This window comes from Agriterribacter humi, from assembly GCF_009192765.1.
GTDB classification, from domain to species: domain Bacteria; phylum Bacteroidota; class Bacteroidia; order Chitinophagales; family Chitinophagaceae; genus Agriterribacter; species Agriterribacter humi.
The window spans coordinates 157937-175446 of the sequence record NZ_VOHQ01000012.1 but is presented as its reverse complement, the minus strand read 5'-3'; the positions used below and the strand labels follow the sequence as shown (position 1 = coordinate 175446).

General features: G+C 43.0%; 12 protein-coding genes. 6 read left to right on the top strand and 6 right to left on the bottom strand.

The annotated features are described in order from the left end of the window. Positions 1 to 92: 92 nt before the first annotated feature. The gene (locus FRX45_RS18505) at positions 93 to 1100 is read right to left on the bottom strand and encodes a sugar kinase (RefSeq protein WP_193311771.1); all 1008 of its coding nucleotides are present in this window, start codon (positions 1098 to 1100) and stop codon (positions 93 to 95) included. 117 nt (positions 1101 to 1217) lie between these two features. Next, entirely contained in the window at positions 1218 to 3344 is a 2127-nt protein-coding gene (locus tag FRX45_RS18500; protein WP_152269952.1) for a T9SS type A sorting domain-containing protein, read from the bottom strand. 273 nt (positions 3345 to 3617) lie between these two features. On the opposite strand from FRX45_RS18500, the gene gldF reads away from it, so the two are divergent. Both gldF and gldG read left to right on the top strand, forming a co-directional pair. Further along, complete coding sequence (gldF, locus tag FRX45_RS18495) at positions 3618 to 4337, top strand: gliding motility-associated ABC transporter permease subunit GldF (RefSeq protein ID WP_152269951.1); 720 nt, start codon at positions 3618 to 3620, stop codon at positions 4335 to 4337. Positions 4338 to 4344: 7 nt separating this feature from the next. After that, complete coding sequence (gene gldG, locus FRX45_RS18490; protein ID WP_152269950.1) at positions 4345 to 6051, top strand: gliding motility-associated ABC transporter substrate-binding protein GldG; 1707 nt, start codon at positions 4345 to 4347, stop codon at positions 6049 to 6051. A gap of 191 nt (positions 6052 to 6242) precedes the next feature. Here the strand turns inward: gldG and FRX45_RS18485 are convergent, their stop codons facing one another. Beyond that, positions 6243 to 9191 carry a glycoside hydrolase family 3 N-terminal domain-containing protein gene (locus FRX45_RS18485; RefSeq protein ID WP_152269949.1) on the bottom strand — a complete coding sequence of 983 codons (2949 nt, stop codon included), beginning with the start codon at positions 9189 to 9191 and terminating at the stop codon, positions 6243 to 6245. Between the two features lie 333 nt (positions 9192 to 9524). Between FRX45_RS18485 and mutL the strand changes: the two genes are divergently transcribed. After that, complete coding sequence (gene mutL, locus FRX45_RS18480; protein WP_152269948.1) at positions 9525 to 11384, top strand: DNA mismatch repair endonuclease MutL; 1860 nt, start codon at positions 9525 to 9527, stop codon at positions 11382 to 11384. A 225-nt stretch (positions 11385 to 11609) separates the two neighbouring features. Here the strand turns inward: mutL and FRX45_RS18475 are convergent, their stop codons facing one another. The 3 genes from FRX45_RS18475 to queD all read right to left on the bottom strand — a co-directional run bounded on the left by FRX45_RS18475 (position 11610) and on the right by queD (position 14378). Continuing rightward, positions 11610 to 12998: an APC family permease gene (locus FRX45_RS18475; RefSeq protein WP_152269947.1), complete on the bottom strand. Its 1389-nt coding sequence runs from the start codon at positions 12996 to 12998 to the stop codon at positions 11610 to 11612. Positions 12999 to 13107: 109 nt separating this feature from the next. Beyond that, the gene (locus FRX45_RS18470) at positions 13108 to 13758 is read right to left on the bottom strand and encodes a Crp/Fnr family transcriptional regulator (RefSeq protein WP_193311770.1); all 651 of its coding nucleotides are present in this window, start codon (positions 13756 to 13758) and stop codon (positions 13108 to 13110) included. A 263-nt stretch (positions 13759 to 14021) separates the two neighbouring features. Beyond that, on the bottom strand, positions 14022 to 14378 hold the full coding sequence (gene queD / locus FRX45_RS18465; protein ID WP_152269945.1) for a 6-carboxytetrahydropterin synthase QueD: 357 nt from the start codon (positions 14376 to 14378) through the stop codon (positions 14022 to 14024). Between the two features lie 199 nt (positions 14379 to 14577). Here queD and FRX45_RS18460 point away from each other — a divergent pair, with 199 nt between their 5' ends. From FRX45_RS18460 to FRX45_RS18450, 3 genes are all read left to right on the top strand, one after another. Then, positions 14578 to 14934 carry a putative zinc-binding protein gene (locus tag FRX45_RS18460; RefSeq protein WP_152269944.1) on the top strand — a complete coding sequence of 119 codons (357 nt, stop codon included), beginning with the start codon at positions 14578 to 14580 and terminating at the stop codon, positions 14932 to 14934. A 444-nt stretch (positions 14935 to 15378) separates the two neighbouring features. Further along, on the top strand, positions 15379 to 15771 hold the full coding sequence (locus FRX45_RS18455) for a hypothetical protein (RefSeq protein ID WP_152269943.1): 393 nt from the start codon (positions 15379 to 15381) through the stop codon (positions 15769 to 15771). Between the two features lie 456 nt (positions 15772 to 16227). Then, a complete protein-coding gene (locus FRX45_RS18450; protein ID WP_152269942.1) occupies positions 16228 to 17133 on the top strand; it encodes an ion transporter in 906 nt (301 codons plus the stop codon). Positions 17134 to 17510 lie beyond the last annotated feature (377 nt).

Here is a 17510-nt window from a genome sequence, read left to right as displayed (position 1 = left end):
GAAATGCATAGGGTTAGGGCATAAGGTATAGGGTACTATGGACAAACAATAAACTTTAAACTACAAACTACAAACTACAAACTACAAACTACTTATCTGATAATTCTTCCACTACCGTTTTGCTGTATCACGGTATCAATTTCTTGCTTCGTGGCTATATTAAAATCGCCGGTAATGCTATGCTTTATTACACCGCAGGCGGTAGCGAACTCAATGGCTTCATCTAAACTGTTTTTCATTTTAAGTGAATGTATCAGCCCGGCCATAAAGGCATCACCTGCACCAATGCGTTCAGCAATTTGTTGTATATGGTATGGTTGCGAAGTATATATCTTCCCTTCATTCCATAAATAACCAATGTACTGATTCGAGTTGGCGCTTTCCTGCTTTCGCATGGTCATCGCAATATGTTTTACATTGGGCAAAGCTTTTTTTAAAAGCGCAAAAGTGCTTTCTACAAGGTTGGCAGGATCTGGTTCAATACCAAAATACAGCTTTGCCGTATCCACATCGGCCAGTATCACATCGCAAAACTGCAACAGTTCAGGCATCACCCGGCTGCAATGTTTTCCATATTGCCAAAGCGTGTTGCGATAATTAAAATCGGCTGAAATTACCATTTTTTTTTGTTGGGCCGCCTGTAATGCCTCCATGCATATATCTGCGAGTTCCTGATTTAAGGCAGGTGTAATACCACTCCAGTGAAACCAGCCGGCTGTGTCCAATATTTCGGTCCAGTTTATTTGGCCGGCCTTCAGGTAACTGAATGCGGAATATTCCCTGTCGTAGATCACTCTTCCGGGCCTTGCACCCTGGCCGCTTTCATAATAATATGTTCCAACCCGTTTGCCTCCTGTTTTTATGATTTGCGTTTGAACACCGTATTGATGCAATTGGCTGAGCCCGGCTCTTGCCAGTTCATTTTCGGGTAAAGCGGTAATATATAAAGAAGGGCTTCCAAAAATGGATAGCGAAACCGCGATATTCGCTTCCGAACCTGCCCAATGCATTTCAAGTGAACGGGACTGAACTAACTTTTGCTGTTGCGGTGGAGTAAGCCTGAGTAAATATTCACCAAATAAAGCAATCTTTTTGTTCATAAACGGCATCTATCAGCCGAAAATAAAGCAAATCACTGAAAATATGCCTTCGATTATAGTGATAATAAAAAAAAGCCTCCCGATGGAAGGCCTTTTTTGCAGTTGGTTTTGGGGCTATTATAGATTATACTTGATAAATGGAACAATCAAGGAAGATTGCCCCTGCATTGTTTTAATATAATACAACCCCGGCGATAAGTTCAAAATGTCCACACTAACAATTGTAAGGTTACTGGCATGTATCCATTTTACAACTGAACCGGTTATATTGACAACTGCTAAGGTGGAAATGCTGCTTTGAGCTGATATTTTTATAAATATTTTTTCCCTGGCGGGGTTAGGGTATACCATAAGAGCAGGTAGAACCGGCAAAATAACCTGTATTATATTAGAAAAATATGTTTTGCCATCTGCCTCAATAATCTTTAAACGATAATAATTATTGCCGCCCAGGGGTTGTATGTCACTTAGTGTATAGTTAAATGCAAAGATATGTTGTGCGGCAATAAGGGGTGAAATAGGTGTATATAATGTTCCATTGGCGCTTCTTTCCACTATATACCCTTTGGAATCAATTTCATCCGATGCTTTCCATTGCAGCATTACGCCATTCATATCCCGGTAAGCTGTCCATTCTAATAATTTTATGGGCAGTGGATTGTTGGGATAAGCGCTTGAACCGGCAAGAGTAAAATTGCCAAATTCATTTAGCGCGTTGCTCGTTACGGAGCCATTGGACCCCGGTGTTCCCGCAAAACTACTCACATTCATATCCGTCCATTGCGAAGCGGTATAGCGTGCTACCCTCAGGGCATTCATATCGGTTACGCCACCGCTATTGGGGTCGTAAAAGGTAAGTTCCACATTTCCGCTACCCGTTCCCGTAATATTCCAGTATTCAATATGACTGATATGATGAATGCCTGCGCCCATAGTGGCACTCATGTCAAGATAAGGATCACTTCTTTTATATTCCACGGTAAAATCGCCTGTGGCATTATGAAGCAAAACGGGTCTCAGTTTGCCGCCTGATCCAACCGGGAAAGCAAAATCAGCATTGTTCAGTCCCTGTTTTTGAACCGGGCCTTCTATATAAGCATTGTCGCAACCCATATTTGTATAAGGCAAATGCGAATAATCGTGTGTGCAGCTTTGAAGGCTGGCTGTAGCGCTGAGGGTTAACAGGGCGGATGAGGATGTTTGTATGATGCCATGTTGCATATCCAGCAGGCCACTTACCGTAATATTTCGGTTCAACAGTGTAGAAGTATTATTGGTCGTGAGATTTTTAATAATGATCGTTCCTGTGCCTCCTCCCGAACCAATGCTTTGATTGGTACCCAACAGTTGTACTGCGCCGGGCATATTATCACTGCCTATATCAATATAACTCGTGCCTTCACATATAATATTACCATAAATATTGAAGTTGCCGGTGTGAGACCCATTTGTGTTGGGGTTAAATAAAAAGAAGCCGGAAAGCAGCCTTAAATCGTTTTGAATGATGCAATCTCTTGCAGAACCAATACCGCTAAAATTCAGGTTGCCATCTATGTAGAAGTAGCCAAAGACCCTGCCCGCAAGTGATGAGCCGGCACCATTTCTCTGGTATCTGTAGATGCTGCCCGGGTTAAAAATAGCAACAGCGTTTGGTGCTGCTGCGCCAAAAGGATTACCTCCAGCTTTATTAATATATTCCGCTCCGCTTTCAAATATAACCGAATTCAGATTCGTTGGTCCGAAGGCGTTCCCGTCAAACCCCGTATTAGCTGTGAATGTAGCGCTGGATTTAAACAAGAGTGAACTAACAGAGACTGCCGTTAAACGGTGTGCTCCATCAAAAAAATCAATACTGCCAGATACTTCTCCTGAATAATCCGATTCAATATTGAATGCAATAGCATTATTGCCACTAACATTTAATACAGTGCCAGCCTCTACTGCAAAATGCGGAGCGGTTACTGTTGCGTGGCCGATAGTAATAACGCTGGCAATTGTGGTACTGAAGTTTACTACGGCATTATTATGCAGCCATAGTTTGCCAATACTTTCCGTTGCAGGCATATCTGTTACGGTAGCATTGGATGAAAATTCGAGCACATCATTTACTGCGGGAGTAGTTCGTGTTGGTGTCCAATTGAATGGCTCGGTCCAGGAACCGGAGCTTACATTCCAAACATAGGTTTGCTGTGCAAACAATAGCAATGGTGCTGCAAAGATGCAGGTTAACAGGTGTTTTTTCATTTTATTCCTTTTTTTACGTGATGATTAGCAACGCACAGGAATTGAATTTTACGGTCAGCATTTGAAAATTAATAAAAATTTTGAATACATATTCAATAATTTTCAGGCTTCTCAATACACAATTGTATTTTTGAGCGCGCCTGAACGATCATTCGTCCGCCCGGATGACACCAGTCGGACGGGGCAGGCCCGCCTGAATGACTTTAGTTGGGCAGGCCCGTCAGTATGACTTTAGTAAGGCAGGCATTTCCATCATCCAGAATAAACTATTTCATGTTTGCAATTTGTAAAAAAGAGCTCAGGCAGTTTTTTAGTAGTTTAACCGGGTATTTGGCTATCATTATTTTTTTGTTGCTCAGCAGCCTTTTCCTGTTCGTGTTTCCCGATACCAACCTGTTTGATTACGGATATGCTACGCTCGATACTTTTTTTGAATTGGCGCCCTGGATATTACTGTTGCTCATCCCTGCCATTACGATGCGTAGTTTTGCCGATGAATTTAAATCCGGCACCTACGAAATATTGGTAACCCGGCCGCTCAGCAAATGGCAGATCATCGGGGGAAAATATTTTGCAAGTCTTATTATCGTTGCCATAGCCCTGCTGCCTACATTGATTTATATCTTTACCATAAAAAGTCTCTCAACAGGGGGCATTGACAGCGGCGGCATAACAGGTTCTTATATAGGACTTATTTTTTTGTCGGCCGCTTTTACTGCTATTGGTATTTGCTGCAGCAGTTTTACCAATAATGCGGTGGTGGCTTTTTTGGCATCCGCATTTTCCTGTTTTCTTTTATACAACGGGTTTGCTGCTATCAGTGGTATTCCATCTTTACAGGGCGGTTGGGATTACGTGATAGAAATGATAGGTATTGATTTTCATTACCGCAGCCTGAGCCGCGGCGCGGTTGACAGCCGGGATATGATTTATTTCCTGAGCATTATTGTGTTGTTTTTGTTTATTACCCGAAAAAAATTACTGAACCGATAGGCGTATCATGAAAAAACTGTTGCATTCCCCCTATAGCTGGATATTTCTTATTGCAGGATTGCTGCTCGTTAACTGGATGGCATCGCAATGGCATACCCGGCTTGATCTTACTTCAGAAAAAAGGTATACCATTTCGGCTGCCACCCGGGAACTGCTCCAATCATTGGATGGGCCTGTAACCATCACTGTTCTGTTAGATGGCGATTTACCTGCGGGATTTAAGAAGCTTGCCGGCAGCACCCGCGACATGCTCCAGGAATTTAAAGAGATCAGCGGAAGCAATATCCAGTATTTTTTCAGGCAGCCCGGGCAGGGCATGAATGATACATTAAAATCGGAACTGATAGATTCCCTGCATAGCATGGGTATCAACCCAACCAATGTACGTGCAAGAGCTAAAGAAGGAGAGGGAGAAGAACAGCGGCTGGTGTACCCCGGTGTTATTGTTGAATACAACGACAGGGTATCGGGCACTGACCTGCTGCAAGGGCAAAGTTCCATTGATGGAATTAATTCATTGAACAATGCGGAGGCTTTATTGGAATACAAGCTGGCCAGCGCTATTGATAAAATAAGGCGCGATAAGGTTCCCGTCGTGGCCTATCTTACCGGCAACGGACAGCCGCAGCGTTATGAAGTGTATGATTTGATAGAGAAAACATTAAAGCCCAACTATGGATTCAGTATTTTGCCTGTGGATAGCGTGCCGGTTATACCGGGTGTGTTTGACGCATTGCTGATTGTAAAACCTCTTACAGGATTCAATGAAGCGCAAAAGCTGAAGATTGACCAGTACATCATGCAGGGTGGCAAAGTAATATGGTTGATAGATAAGCTGTACGCCAGTCTGGATAGTTTGCAGCGCAACCAGGGAAGTTTTATAGCGTTTGAAATGGGATTGAATATAGATGATATGCTGTTTAAATATGGCGTACGCATCAATCCCGATTTGGTGCAGGATCTCAACTGTACACAAATCCCCTTGGCCGTAGGATCAATGGGCGACCGGCCGCAAATGCAGTTAATGCCCTGGGTATATTTCCCTTTATTATCTGCAATCAACAATAATCCTATTTCTAAAAACTTAGATTATGTGCTCGCGCAATTTCCGCAATCTATAGATACGGTTAAAGCCGAAGGAATTAAAAAAACAGTATTGCTGGCAAGTTCAGTCAATGCCCGAATATTGAATACACCTGCCAAAGTGGAGTTGAACAGTGTAAAAAATGAAGAGGATCTCCAAACCTTTACACAAACCCATATTCCCGTGGCGGTATTACTGGAAGGTAAATTCAATTCCTTATTTACCAACCGCATTTCTTCCGCTGCAAAAGACAGTTTATCCAATCTTTATAAAACGCCCTTTCGCTCATCGGTTGATAGCAGCAATAAAATGGTCGTAATATCCGATGGTGATTTGGTAACCAATTTTGTTTCGCAGGAAAAAGGGCCCTTGCAAATGGGCGAAAATCCTTTTACCCATTACCAGTATGGCAACAAAGAATTTTTTCTCAATTGTATGGAATACTTGATAGGCAACCCGGGAATCCTCGAAACGAGGGGCAAGGATTACACACTCCGGCTGCTGGATAAAAAGAAGGTGGATGAAAGCCGATCTTTCTGGCAGGCGCTTAATATTGTATTGCCGGTTGTACTGGTGATATTGTTTGGATTAATTTATACAGTTGTTAATAAAAGGAGATACCAGAAGTGAGTGGTCCGTAGTAAGTAGTAAGTGGTGTTATCGGGACCTGCCAACGACAGGCAAAATCCGAAAACGGAAATCCGAAACCCGAAGGAAATATAAAGAATCAAATCACAAAAAGAAAATAAAAACCTCGGCCGTGACACAGTGCTTAGGGACGCTTATTGTTTACTCATCTCAAATCAAAGTTTCAAATCTTTTTACTTCTCCTTTGTTGTAATTGCCTTGTATATCGCATCCTGTATATTGGTCCGGGTATTTAACCGGTATAGCTTTACATTGGTTCCGCCTTCCGGGTTTACACGATTGCTCAGGAAAATAAAAGTAAGATTGTACTTTGGGTCTACCCACACACAGGTGCCTGTATAGCCGGTATGTCCGAAAGTTAACGGAGAAGCATACCTGCAGGGATAGGGATTTTCGCTGATCCCGTTATCTTTTTCAGGTTTGTCAAAGCCCAGGGCCCGCCTGCTTATTTTACTGCTATACGCCGTAAATAATTTGATGGTTTCGGGCGAAAAGAAATAATAACCGTTGAACTTTCCCCCATCCAGCAGCATCTGCATCAATACGGCAAGGTCGTAAGCATCGCTGAATAAGCCGGCATGCCCTGCTATTCCGCCAAACATAGCAGAGCCAGGGTCGTGCACCGTGCCGCGCAAAAGTTGCCTGCGGAATATCTTTTCATTTTCAGTTGGCGGAATACGTTCCTCCGGAAATCTTTGCAATGGCAAAAAACCGGTGGTGGTCAATCCTAATTTCCGGTAAAACTCTTTGTATACATATTCATTCAATGGCATGCCGCTGATGGCTTCCACTATCTTCCCTAAAAAAATAAAATCATTGTCGCTGTAAATATATTTATTGCGCGGTCCCACCGGGCTTTCGAGTATTCTCTTGTAAACGGTATCTTCCCAGCTGTTGCGCATGTACATGGTATCGGCAACCTTAATATGGTATTGCGCCGTTTGTTCCTTACTGTAAAATCCTTCAAAAGGAATACCTGTGGAAGAATCAATCGTTTCACGGTAAAAAGGAATAAAGGCTTTTAACCCTGCCTGGTGCAGCAGTATATCATCAATTCTTAAATGCTCTTTATTGGTTCCTTTTACCCAGGTAAGATAATCGCCCAATGTTTTATTCAGATCCAGCTTTCCCTGGTCGTATAATTTCATTACCGACATGGTGGTGGCGCATATTTTAGTTACGGAGGCCAGGTCGTATATGCTTTCTAAGTTTACCCTTTCCGTGCTGTCGTAAGTATAATAACCATAGGCCTTATGAAAAACGATCTTTCCATCCTTTACAGCCATAATGGCCATGCCGGGAGCGGCGTGTTGCTGAATGGCTTCGGCGGCTATGGAATCTATTACTTTAAATTTTTCTGCGTTCATATCTGCTTCAGCCGTATAACTAACAGGCGCCGCAATGGTTTGGATGCCTGTTCCTGAAGGAAATGCATCGCAAATGGTTACCGGCAATTTGCCTTTTGTAATAATGGCTCCTTTTAATATATCCGCGGCTGCATCATGGGTAATGGCATCATCATCATAACAGGCAATAATATTTTTAGCATCGCAAAAGTTTTTAATGGCATAGGGGTTACCAAAAACAAAAGTGATGGATTTTTTAAGCTGCTGCACTTCTTTCAATAACTGCAAAGCAGAGGTGCTGATGCCAAAGTTGCCTGCGGGGAAACGGTTATAGTGGTGAATGCCAATAACCACCACATCATAACGGGTTTGGAGCTGGGCTGCAAGAGTTGCTATGCGTGAAGCATCTTCTTTATAACTAAAATAATAAACGTCTGCATTGTAATTACCCCTCATGCGGCGGGCAAAATCATTATCGTTATTAATGCCGATACCGAGGTAGGCTACTTTCGGCTCTGTTTCTGATTTTTTTATACCCCGCAGCGGTAGAAGAGGAAGAATACTGTCTTGCAAACGCAATGCGGTAATGGCATTGTCAGCAATTTTTTTCTTAATCTCATCGGTTTTTGTATTCAGGTCACGTACAAGGTTACGCGTATTTACAGGTTGCCAGCGGCTTAGTCCGTGCTCATATTTTGCACGCAACACCTTTTTCACCCTTTCATCAACCTGGTCCCAACTGAGCCTTTTCTTTTTTATCGCTTTTTTTATTTCTTCTATGCTGCCGGGAATATCGCCGGGCAGGCAAAGCATATCATTGCCGGCAACCAGTGATTCGGCCGAAGCTTTACCATCAGGGAAAAATTTTTTCACTCCCTGCATTTCCAGGGCATCGGTAAATGTAAGTCCGTTATAGCCGAGCTCTTCTCTGAGCAGTTTGGTTACGCTATTATATGAAAGGGAAGTAGCGCGGTTAGCCGTATTGTCAATGGCCGGAATAAACAGATGCGCAATCATTACGCTGCCCACACCTGCCTTAAACATTTCACGGAAGGGGTATAATTCAAGCGAATCCAATTGTTCACGTGTTTTATTGATTACCGGAAGATCGTAATGAGAATCTACCGCCACATCGCCATGACCCGGAAAATGCTTGGCGCAGGCCATTACGCCCACATCCTGCATGCCCTTCATATACATGATGCCATATTCGGCCACCTTGTATTTATTTTCTCCGAATGAGCGGTCGTTAATAACCGGGTTGTCGGGATTGTTATTGATGTCAACAACAGGAGCATAATTAACCTGTATACCCGCACGGTTGCATTGTTTGCCTACCCATTGGCCATATTCATATATCAGTTGCGGATCCTGCACGGCTCCCATCATCATTTGGCGCGGCAAACCAATCACACTGTCCATGCGCATACCCAATCCATTCTCCGCATCAATACAAATTAATAAGGGTGTTCTGGCCATTGCCTGGAAACGGTTAACGTATTCCGCTTGTGTAACGGGCCCGCCCTGGAAAAGACAAATACCGCCAATATTATATTTGTTGATGGCATCCGCTACTGCCTCTTCATAAAAAGTAACCTCACGGTTGCTACCAATGGAAGAAAGCCGTACAACCATCAGTTGCCCGAGTTTTTCATCATCGCTTAAGGTGGAGAATACACTATCTACCCAAGCTTGCTCATTGAGCTCACTGATATGCTGTGCGGTGGAGGATAAACTTATACAACAAATAACAATTGCTGTGAGTACCTTCTTCATGATCAAAAAATTGTTCAGTAATATATACCTCAGGCGAATTTATTATCATTGAGGCGTTAATGCAAATCAAATTGAGTTGGCGATGTGAAATTTGAAATTTAGAATTTGAGATTTGATTGGTTCTTGTCGATTGATTTTTTGAGACTTTTAAAATGTGACTGCCCTGTATTTTGGACATCAGTCTGCCGCCTTTCCACCCAGGTGTCCCACATGATTTTACGCTCTTTTGTCGTGTTAGGGTTTCTCCATTTTCAAAGTACCACATTTTCCCCATTCCCGCATTTTCTTATTTCCCCTTCCTAACCCGTATTTTTGCTGTTAAACTCAAAGGTTTTGTCAGACAGAATTCAGTTATTGCCCGATAATATAGCCAACCAGATAGCGGCGGGGGAAGTGATACAACGGCCATCGAGCGCAGTAAAAGAGCTGCTGGAAAATGCTGTGGATGCAGGTGCAACGGAAATAAAGCTGATTGTTGCCGATGCGGGAAAATCGCTGATACAGGTAATAGACAATGGCAGCGGCATGAGCGAAACAGATGCTCGTATGAGTTTTGAGCGCCACGCCACTTCGAAGATTAGTAATATAGATGACCTGTTTCGCATACGCACTATGGGCTTCCGGGGTGAAGCACTGGCTTCCATTGCCGCGGTGGCACAGGTGGAGTTGAAAAGCCGCCGTGAAGAAGATGATGCGGGCACGTATATTGAAATAGAAAACAGCCTGGTAAAAAAACAGGAACCCATTGCTTTTCAGGTTGGGACGAGCATAGCGATGAAGAATGTTTTCTTTAATGTGCCTGCGCGTAGAAATTTTTTAAAAAGCAATGCCGTGGAAATGCGGCATATCGTAGATGAGTTCATTCGCGTGGCAATGGCTTTTCCGGAAATTTTCTTTTCGCTTACCGCTAACGGGCAGGAAATATTTCACCTGGGGAGCGGTTCACTCAAACAACGGATCGTTCATTTGCTGGGCAATAACTATACTGCCAAACTTGTAAACGTGCAGGAGAATACCGACTATCTGAATATTTATGGTTTTGCGGGCAAGCCTGAAATTGCTAAAAAAACAAGAGGCGACCAGTATTTTTTTGTGAATAACCGTTTTATCCGGAGTGCATACCTGAATCATGCGGTAATGAGCGCCTACCAGCAAATGATACCCGCCGACAGTTTTCCGATGTACGTGTTGTTCATAGACCTGGATCCTGCGCAAATAGATATTAACGTGCATCCTACCAAGCAGGAAATCAAGTTTGAAGACGAAAAAATTATTTATGCGTTTGTGCAGGCTGCTGTAAAACATGCGCTGGCGCAATTTAGTATAATGCCCACGCTTAATTTCGATCTTGATCCTGGTATCCAGCAGTTGGATGCGGTATCCAAACCTTTTACAGACGAGAAGAAAGTGCATGCCGCAGCATCATCACTCTACAATACCTTCACTCAAAAAAACCAGGCACATTTAATAGAAAGTAAAAGCGAACTAAAACACTGGAAAGATTTTTTTCCTGCTAAGGAATCACAAATTGAACCGCTGCAAAAGGATACCGTTCCGGATAAACTGGAGTATGAACAAAGTGCTATTGGCCTTGCGGCGAATGCAATACAAAAATTACAATTGCTGGAGAACGCCGATCTGCTGCAGTTACATAATACCTATATGGCAGCCTCTACCAACCAGGGCTTTATATTGATCCACCAGCAGGCAGCGCATGAAAGAATTTTATATGAAAGATATGTTACAGCAGCCAAAGGCAGGCCCATTGCCACACAGCGGAGCTTATTTCCGTTAACCGTACAGCTTACTACACCCGACGCCGTACTGCTCCAGGATCTTTTGCCCGACCTGCAAATGCTGGGATATGAAATAGAGCTTTTTGGGAAAGATACTTTTGTGGTACAGGGCACACCTGCCGATGTGGACCAGGGAAATGAAAAAGTAGCCATTGAACAAATGCTGGAGCAATACAAACATTTTAACAACGATGTAAAGTTTTCAAAACGGGAAAAACTTATTCGCAGTCTTGCCTGGCAGCATGCGGTAAAGCCGGGCCGCTTCCTGGCACAAAAAGAAATGAAAGCGTTGGCAGATGAATTGTTTGCATGCGCACAACCCAACATCACACCTTCAGGCAATCCTACCTATATCGCGTTTAAGAAAGATTACCTGGAACGGATGTTTGGGAGGTAACTGGTAATTTGAAAATTTGAAAATGTGAGTGGGTCTTGCATGATGCAGGTTACAGGGTACAAGGAAATATAAAAAACAAATCACAAAAACCAAACTTCTCCACCGTGGCGGATAAACACTGTAGACTTAACAGATTCCAAATGCAAGATGTGAAGTCCGAAGCGAAATGTGCTGTCCAACTGCACCCCCCTGCGACCTGCACCTTGTAACTTGTAACCTGTAACATCACTCTTTCCTTCTTCTGAACCACCAGTAAAACGGAACACCCAATAATATCAGTGTTAGCCCTATACCTGCTTCACGGGGTCGTTCAATAAGGGTATTGCCTACGAGTAAAACACAGAAAATAATGAACAATGCCGGAACAATGGGGTAGCCCCATACTTTATAAGGCCTCGGTGCATCAGGCATCTTTTTTCTTAAAATAAAAACACCTAAGGTGGTGGCTCCGTAGTATATAAAAGCAGCGAAAATAAGCATATCCGTAAGCTGGTCAAATGTGCCCGATAATACGAGCAAACATGCCCATATGCCCTGGCACCACAATGCATTGCCAGGCACTTTTGCGGCATTCAGCCTGGCTACTTTTGAAAAGAATACCTTTTCTTTTGCCATTGCGTAATAGGTGCGGGCATTGCTGAGAATGGTGGCATGCGTACAGCCGAGGGTGGTTACCAATATTAATAATGATATAAGGAATACACCGGTACTTCCGGCAAAGACCTTTACGGCTTCCACCGCTGCAATGGTGTTATTGGATGCATGTACTTGTTCCATATTTGGTGTGGACAATACAGACAGGTAGGTCATGTTAACTAAGAAATAAAGTGTGATCACCAGCAGCAGTCCGATCGTGATGCTTAGCGGCACATTGCGGTGAGGGTTTTTAATTTCACCGCCCAGCATGCCTACGGAATTCCATCCCTCGTATGCCCAGAATGCAGCCAGCATAGCGGTAAATACCGCACTCATGGTTACAGGTGCTGCGTTGGTCGTTTCTAAATGAAATACTGTGGGTACGTTAGCCTCCGGACTGCTTAATCCGAGCACAACAATAAGCGTTATTCCTGCCAGAACAAGCAACATCAGTACCGTGCTTAGTCCTGCACCGGTTTTAAGGCCGGTGGTGTTGATCCATGTAAGTATAAGGACCAGCACAATAGCTGTGAGTTTAACATTGAAGCCGGCAAAAGGATAAAATACGCCTGCTATATTCATATCCGCCCATGATGCCAGCAACGGTGGGAGATGTACAATGCTGTGCAGCGATTGCGCAAAAACGTAGGCGATACTTGCCACAGCCGCTGTTTTAATAGCGGCAAAATTTGACCAGCCATAGAGAAAGGAAAAGAATCGCCCGTATATTTTTTTATAGTAAGCGTATTCTCCGCCGGTATCGGCCAGCATACTGGCAATTTCGGCATTGCTGAGCGCTCCCATGAGTGTAATAATGCCGCCCAGCAACCAGCAGATCAGCACCCACCCGGGTGAATGCAGTTCGGCAGCCATGGGCGCCACCTTTTTGTATACGCCCGAACCGATAATATTGCCCATTACCACTATAATGGCTAAACGAAGTCCAAGGGTGCGGTTCAGTTGGGAAGGAATGCTCATAAGCTGGTTTTGAAATAATAAAGCGGTTAAAATACAAATAAAGACGGGAAGTGAATGGATTTATGATAAGAATTTTAAAGGGGTTTAACCGGAGGGTACCGTCAGGCATTTAGTGGAAGGCTGTAATATTCTGCAAACTGTTAAGGTTTAAAAACTTGAAATGTTTCCCGCTGAGTTTTATGAAACCAGCACGTTGTAATCCGGTAAGCATCCGTGATACCTGTTCTCTTGTAGTACCGGAAAGATCGGCCAGGTCCTGACGCTCCAAATGAACGCGAATGCCGTTACTGCCGGGTTGATAATGATATAGTTTTGCGATTTCTAATAAGGCTCCTGCTACTCTTTCTTTAACGGAGAGATGGGTGAGGCGTACGGCATGCAGTTCAACCTGCCGTATTTCATTTAGCAATAACTGCATCATCTCCTTGTGAAGCGCAGGGCTCTTTTCAATCAATTGTTCATAAAAGGCAAGGGTAATATGGCATACATACAGATCTTCAACCGCTTCTACTGATACGGGTTGTTCATTCTTACTGCCACACATCCGGTGCCCGAGAATTGACCCTGCTCCCGCCAGGCGAAGGATCAGCGGACGTCCGCTTTTTCCATTCACTTCAACTTTTGCTATCCCCGATCTGATAAAATAAATACCTCCTCCGCGTTGTCCTTCAATAAGCAGGCGTTCCCCCTTTTGAAAATGAAGATACTTCTTATGGTCAGATAGTGCTTCCAGGATATCGTTGGAGCAGTTGCTGAGCACAGAACAATTTCTAACACGACAGGTATTGCATCTTGGATTAGGTTGGGCCATATGTGTATAACAGGAAATACCGGAAACAATTGACACAGGATTTGTGGCCAGACTTCCCCCTATCAAAGTTTCTCACTCTATGTTTTTAAAAAACTGACTACCGTGGTTAAGCCAGCTGATTTTTATCATGTTTTGATACTTTGCAGGAAGAAGTTCCCGAAGAATATAATATATACAAGGTCAGCGCGTATTGGTGTGTGAAGCTGCAGGTTTTATGTTCCATCGTATATTACGCCGCTGGTAAGGGTTTCACGTAGTTCTATACGGGCAAGTGGCTGTAACAGGGGTTTTAATCGCTGCCATATCCACATCGCAATCACCTCACAGGTTGGGTTTTCCAGTCCGGGTATACTGTTCAGGCATTTATGATCTAATTGATTCAGTATAAGATGTACACTTTCTTTTATTTCACCAAAATCAACTATCCATCCCGATTGCTCACCGGGCGTTCCTTTCGCGTAAATCCTTACATGGTAGGTGTGTCCGTGCATTGCTGCGCATTTGTGAGCCGGGGGTAGTTTTGGAAGAAAATGTGCCGCATCGAATGTAAAATCTTTGAATATAAGCATGGGTATACAGTGTTTTAAGAACAGTTGATCTTAAAACATTTTTTCAAATGTGCTGCAAATTAATGAGCAACTATGCTTTTAAAAATGCGGAAACGCATATAGTTTAAGTTTTAACAGTAGCCTGTAAATACCATTCCACACTCCGGGGTATAGTTTTGCAACATTTACATTTTATTGTTTTTCTGTTAACTGTACTTATATGGAAACAAAACCATTGATCTATTCCTGTTCAGGATGTTCCAGTGCAGCACAAATGGCCAACTATATTGCCGTTACCACCGACAGGGCCGGAGATGCTGAAATGTCGTGTATTGTGGGCGTGGGGGGCAATGTGAAAAAGTTAGTAAAGACCGCTTTGTCAAACAGGAAAATTGTTGTACTTGATGGTTGTCCTTTGTCGTGCGCAAAAGCGTGTCTTGCTAATCATGGTATTGAACCTGCAGTACACATAGAACTTTCCAGACTGGGTGTGAAAAAAATACAGCATGGAGATTTTGATCCTGAACAGGCACAGCAAATACTGGCATCTGTACGGAATACGTTGCGCAAAGTATAGCGTCACCACTTCTTTTTTATTATTTACTGGTTAACGCTACCATGTTCGGTGGTAAAGCGCATGCAGGACGGCAGCCAGCAGGATTAACATTTTTGGGATGCCACGGACGGCTTTATTTGCTATATTCGCCATTGGTGAAAAAATTGTTCTACATATTATCTTTTAAGCTGACGGGTATGCCTGATTTGACCGGCAAACCACTTTACGCCCGCCAGAGGATGTACTTCTTTTCCAATTTTAAAGACTTCAATACGCTGGCCCCGGCCCAATAAAATTCCGGCCCGGGGTGTTCATTTTTTAATAACCGGTTTTATTCAAATGAAATCAGGTCTTGTTTGCTGTTAAATTATTTAATACAGGTAAAGCTGTATTGATTTTACGGCAGGGCCTTCATTTACCCGGTCATCATGTATTTATTTAATCACTACATCAATAATCACTATCATGAAAAAGATACAGAAAGCGATGCTCCTCAAAGAAGATGCAGATGTGTTAAAGAAACTGCTGGAAGCTGATGCGGAACTTCCGGGCTCCGATGCTATAAGAGAAAAGCTGCAGCATGCAGAAGTTGTAAATCATGCCGACTTTGATTACGAAGTTGCGCGGCTTAATTCCCTGTTGCTGTTGCGTGATAAGGCAGGACGGAGAAATTTTCAATACCGTTTAGCCGTACCCGAAGCCGGAACCACGGTTATTAATACCGATAATGTATTCAGACCACTGGGCGCTGCTTTACTTGGCATGAGAAAAGGGCAGGAGCTCAAATGGAATACCAGCAAAGGGATACGGTATTTTTTTATTATCAATGTAGTTACTCCCGCAGAAGCATTTTATTGAGCTGGCGTATAAAGAGACTTATATAAATTGCTTTTGGTATGAAAACAGGGAACGAAGAAACTGGATGAATCTTCGTTCCCTGTTTTTTATTTATGCTCAACGGCTACTGCCTTGCCGGTGTTCCCGTTATGCCGGTGGATTTATAGGTATGAATCATTTTATTTTTTCCGGGCTCGGTTACTTTTACATTTTTAAATGAAGCAGTATTGCAGGTCATCGGTTACTATAGTCGTTCTGTAATCTTTTTTATGGCAGGATAAAACAAGATTATTTTCAATATTCGTTAAGGTAACATTGGAGATCATCGCATCGGGTAAACTAATTATGGTGACCGGCGATATATTATAATGCAACGTATTAAGCAGCCGGTTTTTATAATGGGCTTAGCTAATGCTTCCTTTCCTTTTAATTTATATGCACAACGCTCATATTTATATACATTTGTCCAGTGCGTATATGAGTTTATTCAGAATTATACCAGACAAAATTGATGTTGTTCAGGATCAAAACAAGCCTGATGACCACACTTCATGGCAATATAAGCTGTATGTAATCATTTTTCAGGCCAACACGCCCATGGGCAGGCTGTTTGATATTAGCCTGTTTTGTTTAATCCTGGTCAACATCCTTCTGCTGCTGCTTGAAAGCGTAGAAAGTATTTCGGCACGCTATGCTTATGTTTTTCAAATGCTCGATTATTTTTTTATCATTGTTTTTAGTATTGAATATGTTTTTCGTTTGTTATGTGTAAAACGGCCAAAGCAATTTGTACTGAGTTTTTATGGGGTCATTGATCTGTTGGCAATACTGCCTTCTTATCTTGAATTCATTTTTCCCCAGTCGCACATGCTGATGATTATCCGGTCATTCCGGCTTTTACGGATATTCAGGATATTCAGGATGGTTAAGTTCCTGGATGAAAGCCGCCTCCTGGTATTTTCACTGATAAAGAGTTTCCGGAAGATCCTTATCTTCCTGTTCTTTGTTTTGGTATTAACCTTTTTCCTCGGATCCCTGATGTATGTAATTGAGTTCAAACACAACCCGGGATTCAGTTCTATTCCTCAAAGTATTTACTGGGCTATTGTAACCATAACCACAGTCGGCTGTGGCGATGTGGCCCCGGTAACAGCGGGGGGAAAGGCACTGGCATCTTTTATTATGATTCTCGGATATGCGATTATTGCGGTGCCTACGGGTATATTATCTGCGTCTATGGTAAAAGAAAGCCGGTTGGACAAAGCTGGATTTATCTGTCCCGGCTGTGGGGCCAGGTCGGATAAAGACAATGTAAAATTTTGCTGGAGCTGTGGCAATAACCTCAGTACAGGCAATATTGCAAAAGAAGAAAATGCTGAATGACCCGGCAGATAGGTGTGAATCAATCGAAGCGCGCTCAATAATAAAAAATCAAAAAACTGCGCGGCAGCCCGAGTTCGCCGCGACAATAAAAGAATAAAAACCTACGCGGCAACCGGAGTTCGCCGCGACAATAAAAGAATAAAAACCTACGCGGCAAATTATTAAGTAGCTTATTTCTTTTACAACTTGCAGGAGTTGCCGTAGTGACATCTGCTTGTTTGTGATTTGCTTTCAACCGAAGCTCGCCGCGACAATAAAAAAATCAAACACTACGCGGCAACCGGAGTTCGCCGCGACAATAAAAGAATAAAAACCTACGCGGCAACCAAAGTTCGCCGCGACAATAAAAAAATCAAACACTACGCGGCAAATTATTA

Excerpts from the sequence above, each read along its gene's own strand:
- FRX45_RS18505 (WP_193311771.1), bottom strand. The coding sequence starts at position 1,100 with ATGAACAAAAAGATTGCTTTATTTGGTGAATATTTACTCAGGCTTACT.
- FRX45_RS18500 (WP_152269952.1), bottom strand. The coding sequence starts at position 3,344 with ATGAAAAAACACCTGTTAACCTGCATCTTTGCAGCACCATTGCTATTG.
- gldF (WP_152269951.1), top strand. The coding sequence starts at position 3,618 with ATGTTTGCAATTTGTAAAAAAGAGCTCAGGCAGTTTTTTAGTAGTTTA.
- gldG (WP_152269950.1), top strand. The coding sequence starts at position 4,345 with ATGAAAAAACTGTTGCATTCCCCCTATAGCTGGATATTTCTTATTGCA.
- FRX45_RS18485 (WP_152269949.1), bottom strand. The coding sequence starts at position 9,191 with ATGAAGAAGGTACTCACAGCAATTGTTATTTGTTGTATAAGTTTATCC.
- FRX45_RS18475 (WP_152269947.1), bottom strand. The coding sequence starts at position 12,998 with ATGAGCATTCCTTCCCAACTGAACCGCACCCTTGGACTTCGTTTAGCC.
- queD (WP_152269945.1), bottom strand. The coding sequence starts at position 14,378 with ATGCTTATATTCAAAGATTTTACATTCGATGCGGCACATTTTCTTCCA.
- FRX45_RS18460 (WP_152269944.1), top strand. The coding sequence starts at position 14,578 with ATGGAAACAAAACCATTGATCTATTCCTGTTCAGGATGTTCCAGTGCA.
- FRX45_RS18455 (WP_152269943.1), top strand. The coding sequence starts at position 15,379 with ATGAAAAAGATACAGAAAGCGATGCTCCTCAAAGAAGATGCAGATGTG.
- FRX45_RS18450 (WP_152269942.1), top strand. The coding sequence starts at position 16,228 with ATGAGTTTATTCAGAATTATACCAGACAAAATTGATGTTGTTCAGGAT.